Raw genomic sequence first — 17,579 nt, 5'->3', positions numbered from 1 at the left:
CCGGCGTGCCGGGCTCAGGCCTGCCGGATGGCCTCGCCCTCGATCTCGATCTTGATCTTCTTGCCGACCAGTACGCCACCGGTCTCCAGGGCGACGTTCCAGGTCAGGCCGAAGTCCTCGCGGTCGATCTCGGTGCTGGCGGTGAAGCCGAACACGTCGGTGCCGAACGGGGTGCGGCCGACACCCTCGAACTCGACCTCCAGCTCGACCTGGCGGGTGACGCCCTTGATGGTGAGGTCACCGAGCAGGACGAACTCGTTGCCGTCGTGGGACTTCACGGCGGTGCTGCGGTACTCCAGCGTCGGGAACTGCTCGACGTCGAGGAACTCGGGGCTGCGCAGGTGGCCGTCCCGGTCGGCCTGGGCGGTGTTGATGCTGGCCGCCTGGATGGTGGCGGTGACCGAGGACTGCAGCGGGTTCTCGGCGACGGTGATGGTGGCGGTGGCGTCGGCGAACTCGCCGCGTACCTTGCTGACCATCATGTGCCGGGCGACGAAGCCCACCCGCTTGTGCGCGGCGTCCAGCAGGTAGGTGCCGGCGGCGGGGATGGTGAGGCCGTCCCAGTCGCGGGTAACCGACTCGGTGCTGGTCATGTAACTGCCCTCCGGGGAAGATTGTTTAGTAGCCCAACGACTGCCTGAGCAACTATAACCGCAGCAATATTCCCCGTGTCAAGCACTGTTAGGATGGCCAGGTGGACGAGACTGTGTTCGACGACCCCCGGATCACCGCCGTCGGCCTCCTGGTCGAGGCGCACGCCGGGCTGACCGCCCGGTTCACCGCGCAGTACGAGGAGCACGGCGTCTCCGCGGTCGAGTTCGAGGTGCTGATGCGCCTGGCCCGCTCCCCCGGCAACCAACTGCGGATGACCGACCTCGCCGCCCAGACCTCCCTGTCCACCAGCGGCGTCACCCGGGTGGTGGACCGGATGGAGCGCGACGGGCTGCTCCGGCGCCGCGCCTGTCCGTCCGACCGGCGCAGCTCGTACGCGGTGGTCACCCCGGCCGGCATGCAGCGGCTGGACGAGACCCTGCCCGGCCATCTCCAGATCATCGAGCAGTGGTTCACCGGCCAACTCGAACCCGACACCCTCGCCGCCATGCTGGACGGCCTGCGCCGGGTACGCGACGCCGTCCACCCGGGGGCGACCGCCGGCAGCACCGACCAGGCCCCGACCGACGAGCCGCCGTCGGCCTGCTGACCATCCGCCAACAAGACACCGGGCCGACCGGCAGAAAAAGCGGCAGAACTCGTCGGACCCACCGGTCGCAGAGCCGCCGATCGCCGCAAAACGGACGGCCCGGCTGGCTAGCCTTCATCGCGCGGGGGAGCACCGGGGGGTGCTGGCGCGAGCGATCGAGCGAGGGGTTTGACCAGGGGGCCCGTTCGCTCGCGCCACCCCCGCGCCTAGCCCAGCAGGCGTTCCTCGTCCGGTAACAGCCGGATGCCGCCGCGTCGGCACGCCTGCGCCAGCCGCTCCCGCACCTCGGCGGAACCGGTGCTCACGGCCAGCCCGACCAGGGCTTCGACCATGTCCCGCCGGTCCTGACCGGCCGCACCGGCAGCCTCCGCCACCGCGAACCACTCCGCCGCCAGCTCCCGGTCCCCCCGGTGCCGGGCCATCGTGCCCTCGATCAGCGCGCAGACCGACTCCTCCGCCCGGACCGGCCCGCCCCCGCCCGGACGCCCCCCGGCCACGCCCGCCTCCGACCGGGACCCGGGCGGCGACGGACGACCGTCGCAGCGCAGCTCGGCCAGGATCTCGGCGGCCTCGTCCAGCCGGCCCGACCGGGCCAACGCCAGGCCCACCGTGCCGAGCACCCGCCGCCGGTGCGCCGGATCACCCACCCCGGCCAGCGCCGCGACCACCCGCCGGCCCTGGTCCACCGCGTCACCGTGACGGCCCTCCAGCCGGGCCACCTCGGCCAGGTCGGCACGGGCCAGCAGGCGCAGCCGGGGCTCCCCGCACTGGGCGGCGAGCCGGTCCACCGCGGCCAGCCGACGCCGGGCCGCCGACAGATCGGCGAGGCGGATCTCGTGCCAGGCCAGGTGGTGCTGGGCGACCGCCATGTCCCTGGTCCGACCGTGCCGGGTGGCCAGGGTCAGCACCGCCTGCGCCTGCTCGGCCGCCTCGTCGTAGCCACCGGTCGCGACCAGCAGGGTGCCGAGGACGGTCCGCGCCGCCAACTCCCCGGCCACGTCGGCCCGCCCGGCGAGCACCGCGAGCGCGGCACGGGCGGCGGGCAGCTCCTGCGCCGCCGCGCCGTGCTCGGCGGCCAGCCGGGCCACCCCGAGCAGCGCCCAGGCCCGCAGCACCGGATCGGCGTCGGCGGTACGGGGATCGGCGAGCAGCCGGCACAGCCACTGCCGGCCGCTGACGTCCCGCCCCCGCATCCGCCACCAGCGGGTCAGCTCGGCGGCCAGCCGCAGCGCGGTGACCGGATCGTCGCCGGCGGCGTGCGCCAGCGCCGCGCCGATGTCACCGGTCGCCTCGTCGAGCTGACGGACCGCCGCCGGCTGTCGCGCCCCGACCAGGTCCGGCGCGGTACGGGTCACCAACCGGGTGATCACCACGGCGTGCCGGCGGCGGATGGCGGTCAGCTCGCCCCGGCCGGTGGCCTGTTCGACGGCGTACTCACGGACCGCGTCGAGCAGACGGAACCGCAGTGGCCCGGCACCCCGGACACTGAGCAGGCCCAACTCGACCAGCCGGTCGAGCAGCGGCACCGGGTCGACCACCCCCGACGGGTCCGGGTCGGCCTCGTCGGCGAGCAGTTCCTCGGCCAGCTCCACCGACCACCGGTTGGCGAACACCGAGAGCCGGCGTAGCGCCGCCTGCTCCCACCCGTCGAGCAGCCGGTAGCTGGTGGCGACCGCCTCGCGCAGGGTCACCGCGACCGTGGACCGGGCCGGGTCGTCGGTACGCCCCGGCGGCGCGGCCTCCCACCCCCGCCCGCCGAGATCCGGGCCGGCCAGGTCGAGCACCCGGTCGCCGTACCTGTCGAGCAGTTCGGGCAGGTCGAGGATGCGGCCCCGGGCCGCCATCAGCTCGATCGCCAACGGCAGGCCGTCGAGCCGGCGGACCAGCGCGGTGAGGGCGGGCAGCTCGTCCGGGCCGGGTGGTTCCGGGCGGACCCGGGTCAGCCGGGCGGTGAACAGGGCCGCCGCCGGCCACCGGGCCAGCTCGTCCGGGTCGACCACCCCGGCGGGAGGCACCTCCAGCGGGGCCACCGGGCGGACGAGTTCGCCGGGGACGCCGACCGGATGCCGACCGGTCGCCACCACCCGCAGGGTGGGCACCGCCGCGACGAGCAGGTGTACCACCTCGGCCACCGGGTCCGGGGCCCGTTCGACCGCGTCGACCAGCAGCAGCGCCGGGCGACCCCGCAGCCGGGCGGCCAACTCGGCGAGCCGGGCCGCGCCGAGCACCGCGCAGGCCGCGGCGAGCACGTCGCCGGCGTCGGAGCCGGTACCGACCAGCACCCCGGCCACCCCGCCCGGGTGGGCGTCGGCCACCGCGTGCGCCACGGCCAGGGCGAGCGCGGTCTTGCCCACCCCGGCCAGGCCGACCAGGCTCAGCACCGGCGGCCAGCCGTCGCCGGTCAGCAGAGCAGTCAGCTCGTCGAGTTCCCGTTCCCGGCCGATCAGCTCGACCGGCGGGGGCAGCGCCATCGGCGTACCCGGGAGGTCGGGGTCGCGGGGGACGGTGCCGGCGGGTGTGCGGTGCGGCAGCCCGGCGACGCCCGGGGCCGGGACGGCCGCCGCCCGGCCCCGGGCGCTGGCGAGGAAGCCGGCGCGCGCCGCGCCGGTCAGGCCGAGCGCCCCGGCGATCAGCTCGGCGGTGGTGCGGTGCGGCCGGTGGGCCCGGCCGCGTTCCAGGTCGCGGACCGTCCGCACGCCGACCCCGGCCCGCTGTGCCAGGTCGGTCTGGGTGAGACCGGCGGCCAGGCGGTGGGCCCGCACCAGCTCCCCGATCGGGGTACGACCACCCGGGGGCGAGTGATCATGATCCGGGGTCATGGGCAGGAAGGGTACGGACGGGATACGACGCCGGGCAGCCCTTCGTCGGTCTACTGACGAAGGGCTGCGGATACCCGACAGAGCCCCGTCTCCGCCCGGCGGCGGCCCCGGTCCGGAGGTACGGTCAGAGGCCCAGGTCGCGGGCGATGATCATGCGCTGTACCTCGGAGGTACCCTCGCCGATCTCCAGGATCTTGGAGTCCCGCCAGAACCGGGCCACCGGATACTCGTTCATGAAGCCGTAGCCCCCGTGGATCTGGGTGGCCTCCCGGGCGTTGTCCACCGCGACGGTGCTGGCGTGCAGCTTGGCGATCGCCGCCTGCCGCTTGAACGGCTCACCGGCGAGCATCCGCGCGGCGGCGTCGTGGTAGGCCAGCCGGGCGGTGTGCGCCTTCAGCTCCATGTCGGCGATCTTGAACTGGATGGCCTGGTAGTTGCCGATCGGCTGCCCGAACGCCTGGCGCTCCTTCGCGTACTTCAGCGACTCGTCGACGCAGCCCTGGGCGAGGCCGACGGCCAGCGCGGCGATGGCGATCCGCCCCTCGTCGAGGATCCGCAGGAACTGGGCGAAGCCCCGGCCCCGCTCGCCGAGCAGGTTCCCGGCCGGTACCCGGCAGTCGTCGAAGGTCAGCTCGTGGGTGTCCGAGGCGTTCCACCCCACCTTCGAGTACCCCGGCGCGACGGTGAAGCCGGGTGTCCCCGACGGCACGATGATGGTGGACAGCTCCTTCGAGCCGTCCGGATTGGTGCCGGTGACCGCGGTGACCGTGACCAGCGCGGTGATGTCGGTGCCCGAGTTGGTGATGAACGCCTTCGAGCCGTTGATCACCCACTCGTCGCCGTCCAGGACGGCCCGGGTCTGGGTGCCGCCCGCGTCCGAGCCGGTGCCCGGCTCGGTCAGCCCGAACCCCGCGAGGGCCTCCCCGCTGAGCAGCTTCGGCAGCCAGCGGGCCTTCTGCTCGGCGGTGCCGAACCGGAAGATCGGCATCGCGCCCAGGGAGACCGCCGCCTCCAGGGTGATCGCCACGCTGGAGTCGACCCGGGCCAGTTCCTCCAGGGCCAGGCAGAGCGCGAAGTAGTCGCCGCCCATGCCGCCGTGCTCCTCGGGGAAGGGCAGGCCGAACAGCCCCATCTTGCCCATCTGCCGGACGATCTCGTACGGGAAGGTGTGCCGCTCGTAGTGCTCGGCGATCACCGGGGCGACCGCCTCGCGGGCGAAGTCCCGCACGCTCTCCCGCAGCGCCTCGTGCTCCTCGCTGAGCCGGAAGTCCATCGGTTCCTCCTGTACGGGTGCCGCCCCGGACGCTCGTGACGCCGGGACGACGGATCGGTTGGACGACCGGTCGGACCCGGTCGACGGCGGTGGCGGCTCGCTGGCGGTGGCTCGGTGCCGGCCGGTCGGGCCGGTGGTGGGTCCCCGGCCGGTCAGACCGGGGTGACCCCGTGCCGGCGACGGGAGAAGTGCCGGTCCTTGCTGCGGGCCGCGGCGAACCGGCGGACCAGTTCGGCGCGCAGCTCGTGCGGTTCGACGATCGCGTCGATGACCAGCTCGCTGGCGAGCCGCACCACGTCGATGTCCCGCTCGTACTCGGCCCGCCTGGCGGCGACGAAGGCGGCCCGTTCGGCCTCGTCGGCGATCGCCGCGATCTTGTTGGCGTAGACGGCGTTGACCGCCGCCTCGGCCCCCATCACCGCGATCTTCGCGGTGGGCAGGGCGATCGTCGCGTCCGGCGCGAAGCCGGGGCCGGCCATCGCGTACAGGCCCGCGCCGTACGCCTTGCGGACCACCACACAGATCTTGGGTACGGTCGCCTCGGAGATCGCGGTGATCATCTTGGCCCCGTGCCGGATGATGCCCTGCTTCTCCACCGCGCTGCCGACCATGAACCCGGGCACGTCGCTCAGGAACAGCAGCGGCACGTTGAACGCGTCGCAGAGCTGCACGAACCGGGTCGCCTTGTCGGCGGAGTCGACGAAGAGCACGCCGCCCTTGAACATCGAGTTGTTGCCGACCACGCCGACGACCTCGCCGTCCAGCCGGCCGAACCCGATGGTCAGCTCCTTCGCCCAGAGCGCCTGGATCTCGAAGAACGAACCCTCGTCGAGCAGGCCCTTGACGTACCGGCGCATGTCGAACGCCTGCCGCTCGCTGGCCGGCACCAACGCGGCGAGATCGGCCTTCTCCGGCGCGGCGACGGCCGGCGCGGCCGGCGGTTGCTGCTGCCAGTTGGAGGGCAGGTACGACAGGTAGGTCTTCACCACGTCGAGCGCGTCGGCCTCGGTCCTGCACAGGAAGTGCCCCACGCCGGACTCGGCGCAGTGCACCCGGGCCCCGCCCATCGCCTCCAGGGTGGTCTTCTCCCCGGTGACCATCTCGACCATCCGGTCGGAGCCGAGGTACATGCTGGCGTTGCCCTCGACCATGGCCACCACGTCGCAGAACGCCGGGATGTACGCCCCTCCGGCGGCGCTCGGCCCGAACAGCGCGCAGACCTGCGGGATCGCCCCGGAGGCGCGGACCTGGTTCCAGAAGATCTTGCCGGCGCCCCGGGGGCCGGGGAAGAGGTCGACCTGGTCGGTGATCCGGGCACCGGCCGAGTCGACCAGGTAGACCATCGGCACGCCTGTCGAGTAGGCCCGCTCGATGATCCGGATGATCTTCTCGACGGTACGCGCGCCCCAACTGCCGGCCTTGACCGTGGAGTCGTTGGCCATCAGGCAGACCGGCCGACCGTCGATGGTGGCGGTGCCGGTGACCACGCCGTCGGCGGGCAGCCCCTCGGCCAGGGCGTTGGCGTAGAGCCCGTCCTCGACGAAGGAGCCCTCGTCGACCAGGAGCGCGACCCGTTCGCGGGCGAAGAGCTTGCCCTTGCCGGCGTTGGCCGCGTGGTACTTGTCGGCGCCGCCGGAGCGGGCCCGCTTGCGTAGCTGCTCCAGTGCCTCACCGTCGAGCGTCACGCCGACCCCCTCGCCCCGCGCCTCGTGGGCGCGCCCGCCCGCCATGCCGCCGGGGGCGTCGTGGTGGACGCGCCGACCAGCCTGAACGATCGTTAGGCTAGCGCATCCGGGCCCCACCCGACCACCCGACCGACTTCCGCCCCGGATATTGATACTCAACTATCGATATGGCTACGCTCCAGACACCCCCTCCGGATTGGAGTGAGTCATGAACTCACGCGTCAAGCGCCTCGCCGTCGCCGCCCTGGCGACGGCGACCGCGACCCTCGGCCTCACGGTCGCCAACCCCGCGCCCGCCTCCGCCGCGATGACCATCTGCTACAACACCAGCCAGGCGCCCAGCTACGCGGGTATCGCCAACCAGGCCGCGTCGATCTGGAACAACGCCACCACCAACCTGACGCTCACCGCGAACTGCGGCACCAACCTGCGGATCTACCAGATCACCGGCGGCGGCTCGTACGCCCAGCGCACCAGCCTCGGCAACGGCCGGGTCTACATCGACACCCAGCAGGCCGCCCAGTACAGCCCGCTGCGGATCATGACCCACGAGATCGGGCACATCCTCGGCCTGCCCGACAACTACAACGGCAACTGCGCGATCCTGATGTCGGGCGGCAGCGCCGGCACGAGCTGCACCAACCCGTACCCGAGCACCACCGAGGCGAACCGGGTGAGCAGCCTGTTCGCCGGCACGCTCAGCGCCAACGACCGCCGCAGCAGCACCGGCAGCCAGGTCTTCAAGGACAGCTGGCCGGGTCTGCTCAGCGTCGGCTGACCCACGACGTGACCCGACGGAGGGGCCGGCACCGCGCCGGCCCCTCCCCGCGTCTCCCGGGGGTCGCACGTTGCCGCCACGACGGCGCTGTAGCGGCATCGACCACCTGCCGACACCGCTACGGGGACGCAACGGAGTCGATCAACCGGGTCGCCCCTCAGCGGGCGGTCAGCCGGGTACGCGGGCCGGCCCGCAGCACTCCCGACGGCAGCCGCTTGCCGAGCAGCTCCTCGGCCAACTCGGCGACCCCGATCAGGGCGTCCAGGTCGATGCCGGTGTCGATGCCCATGTCGTGCAGCATGTGCACCGCCTCCTCGGTGGCCAGGTTCCCGCTCGCCCCCGGCGCGTACGGGCAGCCGCCCAGACCGCCGACGCTGGCGTCGAACTCGGTGACCCCCAGCTCCAGGGCGGTCAGCAGGTTCGCCAGCGCGGTACCCCGGGTGTTGTGGAAGTGCAGCAGCACCGGCACGTCGGGCTCCCGGTCGCGGACGGCGGTGACCAGCTCCCGGACCCGCCGGGGCGTACCCATGCCGGTGGTGTCGCCGAACGCGACCCGGTCGGCGCCGTCGCGGACCACCCGCTCGACGATCCCGGCGACCCGCCCCGGGTCGACGTCCCCCTCGTACGGGCAGCCGAAGCTGGTCGCCACGATCACCTCGGCCCGCGCGCCCGCGCCGTGCAGCAGGTCGATCAGCTCGGCGATGTCGTCGAGCGACTCGTCGGTGGAGCGGTTGACGTTGCGCCGGTTGTGCGTGTCGCTCGCCGAGACCACCACCTCGATCTCGGTGAATCCGGCGGCCAGGGCCCGCTGGGCACCCTTCGTGTTGGGCACCAGCGCCGAGTAGCGGACCCCCTCGGCCCTCCCGGCCTGCCGCCACACCTCGTCGGCGTCGGCCATCTGCGGGATCGCCCTGGGATGCACGAACGACACCGCCTCGATCCGGCGCACGCCGGTGCCCGAGAGGGCGTCGAGCAACCGCACCTTGGCCCCGGTGGGGATCGGCTCCTCGTTCTGGAGCCCGTCACGGGGCCCGACCTCGCGGATCGACACCGCCGCTGGCATCTGACTCATGGTCACCTCGCTGTGACATCGGGTCGCCGGAGAGTGGTCCCGGGCCGCCGCCCCTCGTGGGGACGACGACCGGCGACGCCGGACGACCGGTGGTCCCCCCAGGGAACCACCTGACCGACCGCCGCCGCCACGCCGCGCCGGGGTCAGCGCATCCGGCCGACGATGCCGGTGTCGTAGTCGCCGGAGACGAACTCCTCGTTGGTCAGCAGCTCGGCGAAGAAGGGCAGGTTGTTCTTCGGGCCGGCCAGCGCGAAGTCGGCCACCGCCGTACGGGCCCGCCCGATCGCCTCGGCCCGGTCCGCCCCGGTGACGACGAGCTTGGCCAGCAGGCTGTCGTAGAACGGGGTCACGGTGTTGCCGGCGACGTACCCGGAGTCGACGCGTACCCCCTCGCCGGTCGGCTCCACCCAGGTGCTGATGACGCCGGGTCCGGGCAGGAACCGCTTCGGGTCCTCCGCGTTGATCCGTAGCTCAATCGCGTGCCCGCGCGGGGTCAGCGCGTCCGGGTCGAAGGTCGGTGGCAGGCCGGCCGCCACCCGCAGCTGCTCCTCGACCAGGTCGACGCCGTAGACCAGCTCGGTCACCGGGTGCTCCACCTGGAGCCGGGTGTTCATCTCCAGGAAGAAGAACTCCTGCGTGGCCGGGTCCAGCAGGCATTCGACGGTGCCCGCGTTGCGGTAGCCGACCGCCTCGCCGGCCCGCACGGCGGCGGCCAGGAACCGCGCCCGCAGCTCCGGCGAGACCGCCGGGGAGGGGGACTCCTCGACCAGCTTCTGGTTGCGCCGCTGCACCGAGCACTCCCGCTCGCCGAGCGCCACCACCCGGCCGTCAGCCAGGCCGAGGATCTGCACCTCGACGTGGCGTACCCGGGGGAAGTAGCGCTCGATGAGCACCGAGCCGTCGCCGAACATCCGCTCGGCGAACGCGCGGACCTTGTCGTACTCGGTGCGCAGCGCGGCCTCGTCGGCGGCCACGGCCATGCCCATCCCGCCGCCACCGGCGGCGGCCTTGACCATCACCGGGTAGCCGATCTCCGTGGCGGCGGCGACCGCCGCGTCGAGGTCGGTGGCCGGTTCGGTGGTACCGGGCGCGACCGGCACCCCGGCCGCCGCCATCAGGTTCCGTGCGTTGATCTTGTCGCCCATCGCGGTGATCGCGTCCGCGCCGGGCCCCACCCAGACCAGCCCGCGGTCCTGCACGGTACGGGCGAAGTCGGCGTTCTCCGACAGGAAGCCGTAGCCGGGGTGGATCGCCTGCGCGCCGGTGGACCCGGCGGCGGCCAGGATCGCCTCCACGTTGCGGTAGCTCTGGGCCGGGTTCGCCGGTCCCACGCACACCGCCTCGTCGGCCTCGACCACGAACGGCAGGTCGACGTCGGCCTCCGAGTGCACCGCGACCGCGCGGATGCCGAGCCGCTTCGCGGTACGGATGATCCGGCGGGCGATCTCGCCCCGGTTGGCGACCAACAGCGACTCGATCATGTTTCCTCCAGCGTCCAGGGTGGGGACGGATGCTCAACGTCCGGGGTGGGGACGGATGCCAGGAAACCACGGTCGGGCCGGCGGCCACGAGTCGGGCGGAAGGGTCAGGAGTCGGTCTCGGCGAGCAGGGCGGCCGACGCGGCGGCCCGTAGCAGCGCCGCCCGACGCCGCCTGTCGACCTCGCCGCCGAGGAACGGGGTCGAGTTCATCAGGCCGAACGCGGCGTGCGCCAGCACCCGCGCCTCTCCGGCGGGCAGCCCCGGGTGCAGCGCGGTCAGCACGGTCACCCACTCCTCGACGTACAGCCGCTGGAGCTTGCGGATACGGCGGCGCGGCTCGTCCGGGAGGCGGTCCAGCTCGTGCAGGTGCAGGGCGATCACGGCCGGGTTCGCCAGCGCGAAGTCGACGTGGAAGTCGATCAGGGACTCCAGCGCGCCACGCGGGTCGCCCGGACGGCTCGCCGCCCGGTCCCGGCCACCGTCGAGCAGCCCCTCGCTGACCGGGATCAGCGCGGCGGCCAGCATCGCCTCCTTGCCGGCGAAGTGGTGGTAGAGGGCGGGACCGGTCACCCCGGCGGCCGCACCGATGTCGTCCATGGAGACCCCGTGGTAGCCACGGGCGGCGAAGAGCCCGACAGCGATCTCCAGGATCTCGTCGCGCCTCGACCGGCGCCGGCACGCGCTGCCTGCGCTGCCCCTTGCCTGCTGCCCCACAGTCACCTGGCAAGCGTAGACCTCGACCCGGACACCGGGGCCCCTCGGTTACCCGCGGGTTCACCAGGCGGACAGCGACCGCCGGAAGCGCCCCGGGTCGCGCCCCCGGACCGGGTGCCGGCGGCGGCCGTCGGGTGCCGCCGGTGATCGCCGGACGGCGTGCCCCGCCGGCCCTAGCCTGGAAGGGGAGGGAGGGTGGGATGACGGCACGACGGCCGGACCGGTCGCTGCTGCTCGCCGGTGGCCTGCTGGTCGGCGCGGGCATCTTCGACGTGCTGTCCGGGATCGGCGACGTCGACAGCGGCGACGTCTACGTCTCGCTGCACGCCGACGGGCTCGTCTTCTACGACCTCACCAACTGGGCCTGGCTGCACGTGGCGAGCGGGGTGCTGCTGGTGGCGACCGGCCTGGTCGTCGCGCTCGCCCGCCGCCGCTGGGTGACCGCCGCCATGGTGGTCGGCGCGGCGGTCGTCGTCGTGCACCTGCTGTTCGCGCCGTACCACCCGATCGAGGCGTTGATCGTGATGGGACTGACCCTCGCCGCCGTCCGGCTGGTCGTCCGACACCGACGCGGCAACCGGGACGACGCTCAGGTCAGGAAGGTTGGCAGACCTTCCCGGTGAAGGACGGGTCCGGTTGGCGGACGTCGTTCCAGGCGGGGTTGACCCGGATCGCCAGTGGTGGCGCCTGCCAGCCCGCGCCGAGCTGCTGGAGCAGCGGATACTCCCGCCGCATCCGGCTCTCGGGCACCCCGGCGAGGAAGTGGATCAGACGGTCCTGGACCAGTGAGCGGCCCAGCAGCCCGCCGTGCACCCCGGGCATCTGGAACACGGGGATGCCGGTGTAGTCGCCCGGCGGCGCCTCGGTGGCCGTGGTCGTCGGCAGGAAGGCCACCATCCGCACGCCCGGCACCTGGCACATCAACTGGTTGCGGTAGAAGGGCGCATTGTCCAGCAGGGAGCGGATGAACGGCTCGTCCGGCCCGGCGTCGGTGACCCCGAACAGTCCGATCGCCCCGAGCAGGGCCCGTAGCTGCCAGCCGGTGGCCACCCCCCAGCCGTGGGACGCCCCGGCCGGCGGGTAGTACGCCCGCCCCGCGTTGATCAACGGGCTGAACATGACCAGGGTGTCCACCGCCGGGTGCGGGCGCTGCGCGAGGTAGGTGCGGGCGAGCATCGCCCCCTCGCTCTCCCCGATCAGGGCGACCGGCCGGCCGGTACGCCCGTGCAGGCGGTCCACCTGCGTCTGGAGCAGGGCGGTCCCGCTCTCCAGCGACCGGTTGGTGTCCGACGACCGGTACGGCAGCGGTCGACCGTCCCCGCCCAGCCCCCGGTAGGAGAACCGTTCCACGTTCGCGTCGACGGGCGGGGTGCCGTCGTAGGCGGACCCGTGACCGGCGAGGACGATCACCGCGTGCCGTACGTCGGTGGGCAGCCGCTGCCCGAGCACCACCTGCTCGATACTCACCCCGGCCGGGACGACCTGCACCAGCAGGGGGATCGTCAGCGGCACGGCGAGGGCCAGCGCGACGGCGATCGGGGTGACCGGCACCCGCGCCCAGCGCACCCGGGAGGTCAGCACGGCGACGTGCACGGTGCGTTCCCAGAGCAGCCCGTTGGCCGCTCCGGCGAGCAGCGCGACGGGCACCGTCCACCAGCCGGGGACGCTCCAGCACAGCGCGCTGGCCACGGTGAGCACCACGAAGTTCAGCAGCGACCAACCGACCAGGGAGATCGACGGCAATCCGCGCCACCACGGCCCGACCACGGCGGCGCGTTGCAGGAACGGCGCGAGCAGGAACATCGGCAGCAGCGAGGCGAGCAGCACCCAGGAGAGCGCGACCACCGAGGCGGCCACCGAGATCAACGCCCAGGGGGCGACCAGCACGACGACCACCGCGGACAGGCCGAGGTTGCGTCCGAGCAGCCAGCGCAGGCCGGGCCGGGCCGCCTCGGCGGGCCAGGCGAGTACGACCAGCCCGGTGGTGAGCAGTGCCCGGAACCCGATCACCAGCAGCAGTCCGACCAGGAAGTCGGGCCACGAGTCGTGGTAGACGTACAGCCAGCGCAGGTCGTGGTAGGTGTCGTACGGCCAGACGGCGGTCACCTGGGAGGACAGCCCCTCGGCGGCGACGAACCCGAGGCGTACCAGTAGCAACGCCTCGATCGCCGGGGGCAGGGCGGCCAGGGCGCACAGCGCCATCAGCCGGGCTCGCGGTCGGTGCACGCCCTGTCTCCTCACCGGGTATCCGGGGCTCCACCAGCAGATTCCCCCGCCCGGTGCCCCCGGTCGGGGGGAACCGCCGATTTACCGCCGGACGGGCGGGGGACGCACTTGGGCGGATGTCGCGGTATCCCGGATCGGGGACACCGCAACATCCGCCCAAGTGCGATCGAGGGCCGGCCGGGGTCGGCCCGGCGGAGGGCCGGTCAGCCGGCCAGGCCGCCGGGCTGGTCGCCCCGGACCACGGGGGCCCGGACCAGGTTGCCCCACTCGGTCCACGAACCGTCGTAGTTGCGTACCTGCGGGAAGCCCAGCAGGTGGTGCAGCACGAACCAGGTGTGGCTGGACCGTTCACCGATCCGGCAGTAGGCCACCACGTCGTCGGCGGGGCTCAGCCCGAGCTGGTCGGTGTAGATGGCCCGCAGTTCGTCGGCCGACTTGAAGGTGCCGTCGTCGTTGGCGGCGGACTTCCACGGCTTGCTCACCGCGCCCGGGATGTGCCCGCCGCGCAGCGCGCCCTCCTGCGGATAGTCGGGCATGTGCAGCATCTCGCCGGTGTACTCGCCCGGCGAGCGGACGTCGACGAGCGGCCGGCCCGCCGCCACGTGCGCCATCACCTGCTCCCGGTACGCCCGGACCGGCGCGTCGTTACGCTGCGGCACCGGATAGTCGGCGCGCGGCCGGACCGTCTTCTCCCGGGTCAACTCACGCCCCTCGGCGATCCACTTCTGCCGGCCGCCGTCGAGCAGCCGCACGTCGGAGTGGCCGAACAGGGTGAACACCCACAGCGCGTACGCGGCCCACCAGTTGAAGTTGTCGCCGTAGAAGACCACCGTGTCGTCGCGGCCGATGCCCTTGGCCGCGCACAGCTCGGCGAAGCTCTCCGCGTCCAGGTAGTCCCGGGTCACCTGGTCGTTCAGCTCGGTGTGCCAGTCGACCTTGACGGCCCCGGGGATATGACCGGTGTCATAGAGCAGCACGTCCTCGTCGGATTCGACCACGACGAGACCCTCGTCGCCGAGGTGTTCGGCCAACCATTCGGTGGTGACCAGCCGCTGCGGGTCGGCGTACGACTGGAGGCGGGGATGCGGATCACTCGGCACAGACATGAGCCCCAAGTTACGCCGGAATCCGGGGCGTCGACCGCCCAACGGCACCGGACCACCGCCGGCCGGGCCGGCGGTGGTCCGGCTGTCGGTGGTCCGGCCAGCGGCGGTCGGCCCGGTCAGCGGCGGGCCGAGCGGTCAGGCGCGGCGGTGTACCAGGCGGCCGGCGACCACGGTGGCGAGACACTGGCCGTCGTCGGCGAAGACGGCCAGGTCGGCGCGGCTGCCGACGGTGAGGGCCAGGGGTCGAGCCACGTCGAGGACCGCCACGTCGTTACGGGCCGCCGCCGCCCGCAGCGCCGGGTCGGTCAGGTGCCCGGCGAGCACCGCACCGACGCCCATCCGCAGCAAGGCGTGCACCCGTTCCCGTGGGCTGGCCGCCGGGGGCAGCGGCCCGTCGTGCACCAGCGCCGGCCCGAGGGTGCCGGGCCACCGCCGCACCCGCACCGTCGGGTACGCCTGCGTCAGCTCCCCGACCGGCCCGACCGCCTCGATCCGGTCCCCGTCGACCAGCACCGCCCAGCCCGACAGCGACCCACCGTCGCCCGCGGCGGGCGGGTCGGGCAGCGACTCACCCTCGGCCGGAGCCGGCTGACCCGGCGGCGGCCCGTCGTTCCGGGTGAGGCGCAGCAGGGGGGCGGTGTGCAGGGTGCGCACGTCAGTCGGTGACCGGGCCGAGGATCGGACGCTTCGCGGTGACCGTGTCGCCGGAGGACCGGCCGGTGAGTCGACGGGTGATCCACGGGGCCAGGTGCCGGCCGACCCAGCTCAGGTCGGCGGCGCGGGCGGCGAGCCACGGGGTGGCGGCCGGGCGCTCCGGCACCATCAGCCACTCCTCGTCGCAGCCCACCCCGAGCGTGGTCAGCACCTGGGCGGCGACCCGCCGGTGCCCGGCGGCGGACAGGTGCAGCCGGTCGGGGCTCCAGAGCATCGGGTTGAGCCGGAACGTGTCGTCGGCGAACAGGTCGATCAGGATCGCGCCGTGCCGCTCGGCGATCTCGCCGATGATCCGGTTGATCAGCGCGATCCGGGGGGAGACGAGGCGCTGGCCGGGCAGCCGGGCCAGCACGTCGGCGAACCGGAAGAGGATCACGTCGGAACCGTTGGCGCGCAGTCGGGCCACCACGGCGTCGAACCGGGTCGCCAACGCGTCCGGGTCGAAGGTACGGCGCAGCACGTCGTTGCCGCCGGCCGCGAAGCTGACCAGGTCGGGCTTCATGGCGAGCGCGGCGGGCACCTGCTCGGCGACGACACTCGGGAAGAGCCGGCCCCGGATGGCCAGGTTCGCATAGCCGAAGTCCGGCCCGGCCTCGGCGGCCAGCCGCGTCGCCACCAGGTCCGCCCAGCCCCGGTAGGTGCCGTCGGGGTACGCGTCGTCCATGCCCTCGGTGAAACTGTCCCCGACCGCCACGAAGCTCCGCCAGCGCACGCCGCCCCCTCATGCCCTCGTCGACTGCGGCGACCAGTGTGTCACCGGCCGACCGTCGCCTGCCGCCGCCCACCGCCCCAACGTGGCGCAGGTCATCGACCAGCACCCCGCGCCCTTGCCGCCTCGCCTGCGGTCGGGGTTGATCGACTCTTTTGGGTCGACACAGCGGTATCCCGCACCTTCGGACACCGCTATGTCGGCCCCATACCGCCGCCCACTCCACCCGGCCCGGACCGGCTCAGCCCGACGGGGGCGGGGTGGCCGGTCCCCGGCGGTAGGGGGCCCAGGCGACGAACCGCTCGAACAGGTCACGCGGCGTCGGCCCGTCCTGCGGGTCAAGCCGGAACAGGTCGTGACTCGCCTCGTGATAGAGCCCGGACAGATAGACGGCCAGGTCGACGGGGTGTGCGTCGTACTCGATGCGGAGCAGCAGCCGGGCCTCGGCGCACGGCCACGGGCCGCCGCAGGCCCGACACACCCACAGCGGTCGCAGCGGCAGGTGCGGTCGGCCGCCCGGCGGGCGGGAACGGGGCCGGTCGGCATACGGGCCGAGGCGCGGCACCGGAAACGGACGGGAGTTCACCGGTCTCGACCTCCTGATGGTGGCGGGGATGGAGCCGCCCGGCACGGGGCGGCTCCGCAGCGGGCCGGACGGAAGGCGACCCGCTGGTGACATTCTGGTGATGACACCACTACTCTCGGAAGGCATCGACGCCGGCCGGGGCGAGGTCGGGTCGACGGCGAGGGCCGCCCGGTCGGACCGGGGAGGCGGCCGGGACAACCGTGGAGGACGTGTGGAAAGTGAACCGACCGCCGACCTGATCCGGGCACAACTGCGCAGACTGCGGCTGCACGCGGAGCTGAGCCAGGAGGAGTTCGGCAAGCTGGTCCACTTCTCCGGCTCGCAGATCTCGGCCATCGAGCTGGGCCAGCGGCCGTTCGACAGGCTCTTCCTCAGGCGGGCGGACGAGGTCCTGGCGACCGGCGGGCTGCTCACCTCACTGCTCAGGCTGGCCGAGCGCTACTCGCAGCCGAACTGGTTCCGGCCCTGGCTGGAAGCCGAACGCCAGGCACAGCAGCTCTGGTGTTACCACCCGACGCTCGTTCCGGGTCTGTTGCAGACGGAGAACTACGCCCGTGCGGTGATCCGGGCCGACGACATGCTCAGCGACGACGAGGTGGAGCGGCGGCTCGCCGTCCGGTTGGACCGGCAGGGCGTGCTCAGTCGTCCGCAGCCGCCGAAGCTGATCGCGGTGGTGGAGGAGGCGGTGCTCCGGCGCGCGGACGAGAGCTTCCGGGGCCTGATGACGCAGCAGATCGCCCACCTGCTGGAGTGCGTCGACCAGCCGAACGTCAGCATCCACGTGATACCCGCCGAGGTCAGCACCCATGTGGGCCTCGCCGGCCCGTTCACGCTGGCGCTCGGCAACGACAGCGGTTGGGTAGGCCATCTGGAGAACCAGCTCAGTGGCACCACGATCGACAAGGACGGGGAGCTGACTATCCTGATTGCACGGTGGGAGAGCGTCCGCAGCGAGGCCCTGCCCCACAACCAGTCGGCACTGCTGATGAAGGAAGTGATGACGTCATGGAGCTGACCGGTGCCACCTGGCGCAAGTCCACCCGCAGCGGCAACGGTGAGTGCGTCGAGGTCGCCGACGGTCTGCCGGGCCTCGTCGGGGTGCGCGACAGCAAGGACCCGACCGGGCCCGTCCTCACCTTCGACCGCCGGGCCTGGCGGTCGTTCGTCGCCGCCACCGGCAGCGGCACCCACTGACCCGGCCCACCGAGGGCAGCGG

The 17,579-nt window shown here is 73.2% G+C and carries 17 protein-coding genes; 5 read left to right on the top strand and 12 right to left on the bottom strand.

Annotation, left to right across the window (positions count from 1 at the left end):
• Positions 1–14: 14 nt before the first annotated feature.
• Complete coding sequence (locus ACN261_RS09475; RefSeq protein WP_204925562.1) at positions 15–593, bottom strand: YceI family protein; 579 nt, start codon at positions 591–593, stop codon at positions 15–17.
• 101 nt (positions 594–694) lie between these two features.
• On the opposite strand from ACN261_RS09475, the gene ACN261_RS09470 reads away from it, so the two are divergent.
• Entirely contained in the window at positions 695–1,201 is a 507-nt protein-coding gene (locus tag ACN261_RS09470; protein ID WP_204925561.1) for a MarR family winged helix-turn-helix transcriptional regulator, read from the top strand.
• Between the two features lie 206 nt (positions 1,202–1,407).
• On the opposite strand, the gene ACN261_RS09465 is transcribed toward ACN261_RS09470, so the two are convergent.
• The 3 genes from ACN261_RS09465 to ACN261_RS09455 all read right to left on the bottom strand — a co-directional run bounded on the left by ACN261_RS09465 (position 1,408) and on the right by ACN261_RS09455 (position 6,978).
• Positions 1,408–4,020: an ATP-binding protein gene (locus tag ACN261_RS09465; RefSeq protein ID WP_425849551.1), complete on the bottom strand. Its 2,613-nt coding sequence runs from the start codon at positions 4,018–4,020 to the stop codon at positions 1,408–1,410.
• A 124-nt stretch (positions 4,021–4,144) separates the two neighbouring features.
• Positions 4,145–5,293: an acyl-CoA dehydrogenase family protein gene (locus tag ACN261_RS09460; RefSeq protein ID WP_425849548.1), complete on the bottom strand. Its 1,149-nt coding sequence runs from the start codon at positions 5,291–5,293 to the stop codon at positions 4,145–4,147.
• Between the two features lie 152 nt (positions 5,294–5,445).
• Positions 5,446–6,978, bottom strand: a complete 1,533-nt coding sequence (locus ACN261_RS09455; protein WP_421484864.1) for an acyl-CoA carboxylase subunit beta — start codon at positions 6,976–6,978, stop codon at positions 5,446–5,448.
• Positions 6,979–7,186: 208 nt separating this feature from the next.
• Between ACN261_RS09455 and ACN261_RS09450 the strand changes: the two genes are divergently transcribed.
• Positions 7,187–7,756: a snapalysin family zinc-dependent metalloprotease gene (locus tag ACN261_RS09450; protein ID WP_421484863.1), complete on the top strand. Its 570-nt coding sequence runs from the start codon at positions 7,187–7,189 to the stop codon at positions 7,754–7,756.
• 157 nt (positions 7,757–7,913) lie between these two features.
• Here the strand turns inward: ACN261_RS09450 and ACN261_RS09445 are convergent, their stop codons facing one another.
• The 3 genes from ACN261_RS09445 to ACN261_RS09435 form a co-directional block, all read right to left on the bottom strand.
• Positions 7,914–8,828, bottom strand: coding sequence for a hydroxymethylglutaryl-CoA lyase (locus ACN261_RS09445; protein WP_421484862.1), 915 nt, complete (start codon positions 8,826–8,828; stop codon positions 7,914–7,916).
• 143 nt (positions 8,829–8,971) lie between these two features.
• Complete coding sequence (locus ACN261_RS09440) at positions 8,972–10,309, bottom strand: acetyl-CoA carboxylase biotin carboxylase subunit (protein WP_421484861.1); 1,338 nt, start codon at positions 10,307–10,309, stop codon at positions 8,972–8,974.
• Positions 10,310–10,413: 104 nt separating this feature from the next.
• A complete protein-coding gene (locus tag ACN261_RS09435; RefSeq protein WP_425849546.1) occupies positions 10,414–11,028 on the bottom strand; it encodes a TetR/AcrR family transcriptional regulator in 615 nt (204 codons plus the stop codon).
• Between the two features lie 194 nt (positions 11,029–11,222).
• On the opposite strand from ACN261_RS09435, the gene ACN261_RS09430 reads away from it, so the two are divergent.
• A complete protein-coding gene (locus ACN261_RS09430; protein ID WP_421484859.1) occupies positions 11,223–11,645 on the top strand; it encodes a DUF7144 family membrane protein in 423 nt (140 codons plus the stop codon).
• Here ACN261_RS09430 and ACN261_RS09425 read toward each other — a convergent pair.
• The 5 genes from ACN261_RS09425 to ACN261_RS09405 all read right to left on the bottom strand — a co-directional run bounded on the left by ACN261_RS09425 (position 11,617) and on the right by ACN261_RS09405 (position 16,363).
• Positions 11,617–13,248: a hypothetical protein gene (locus ACN261_RS09425; protein WP_421484858.1), complete on the bottom strand. Its 1,632-nt coding sequence runs from the start codon at positions 13,246–13,248 to the stop codon at positions 11,617–11,619. The genes ACN261_RS09430 and ACN261_RS09425 overlap by 29 nt on opposite strands.
• 203 nt (positions 13,249–13,451) lie before the next feature.
• Positions 13,452–14,354 carry a sulfurtransferase gene (locus ACN261_RS09420; protein ID WP_204925548.1) on the bottom strand — a complete coding sequence of 301 codons (903 nt, stop codon included), beginning with the start codon at positions 14,352–14,354 and terminating at the stop codon, positions 13,452–13,454.
• Positions 14,355–14,489: 135 nt separating this feature from the next.
• A complete protein-coding gene (locus tag ACN261_RS09415) occupies positions 14,490–15,008 on the bottom strand; it encodes an imidazolonepropionase-like domain-containing protein (RefSeq protein ID WP_425849543.1) in 519 nt (172 codons plus the stop codon).
• 1 nt (position 15,009) lies between these two features.
• Positions 15,010–15,780, bottom strand: a complete 771-nt coding sequence (locus ACN261_RS09410) for an SGNH/GDSL hydrolase family protein (RefSeq protein ID WP_421484856.1) — start codon at positions 15,778–15,780, stop codon at positions 15,010–15,012.
• 238 nt (positions 15,781–16,018) lie between these two features.
• The gene (locus tag ACN261_RS09405; protein WP_421484855.1) at positions 16,019–16,363 is read right to left on the bottom strand and encodes a hypothetical protein; all 345 of its coding nucleotides are present in this window, start codon (positions 16,361–16,363) and stop codon (positions 16,019–16,021) included.
• A 211-nt stretch (positions 16,364–16,574) separates the two neighbouring features.
• Here ACN261_RS09405 and ACN261_RS09400 point away from each other — a divergent pair, with 211 nt between their 5' ends.
• Both ACN261_RS09400 and ACN261_RS09395 read left to right on the top strand, forming a co-directional pair.
• Positions 16,575–17,378, top strand: coding sequence for a helix-turn-helix domain-containing protein (locus tag ACN261_RS09400; RefSeq protein ID WP_421484854.1), 804 nt, complete (start codon positions 16,575–16,577; stop codon positions 17,376–17,378).
• Positions 17,369–17,557: a DUF397 domain-containing protein gene (locus ACN261_RS09395; protein ID WP_421484853.1), complete on the top strand. Its 189-nt coding sequence runs from the start codon at positions 17,369–17,371 to the stop codon at positions 17,555–17,557. Before ACN261_RS09400 ends, ACN261_RS09395 begins: the two co-directional genes overlap by 10 nt.
• Positions 17,558–17,579 lie beyond the last annotated feature (22 nt).

This window comes from Micromonospora sp. WMMD723 (assembly GCF_049863385.1).
Classification (GTDB): Bacteria; Actinomycetota; Actinomycetes; order Mycobacteriales; family Micromonosporaceae; genus Micromonospora; species Micromonospora wenchangensis.
The sequence above is the reverse complement of the archived record's forward strand: the minus strand, read 5'-3'. Positions and strand labels throughout refer to the sequence as shown.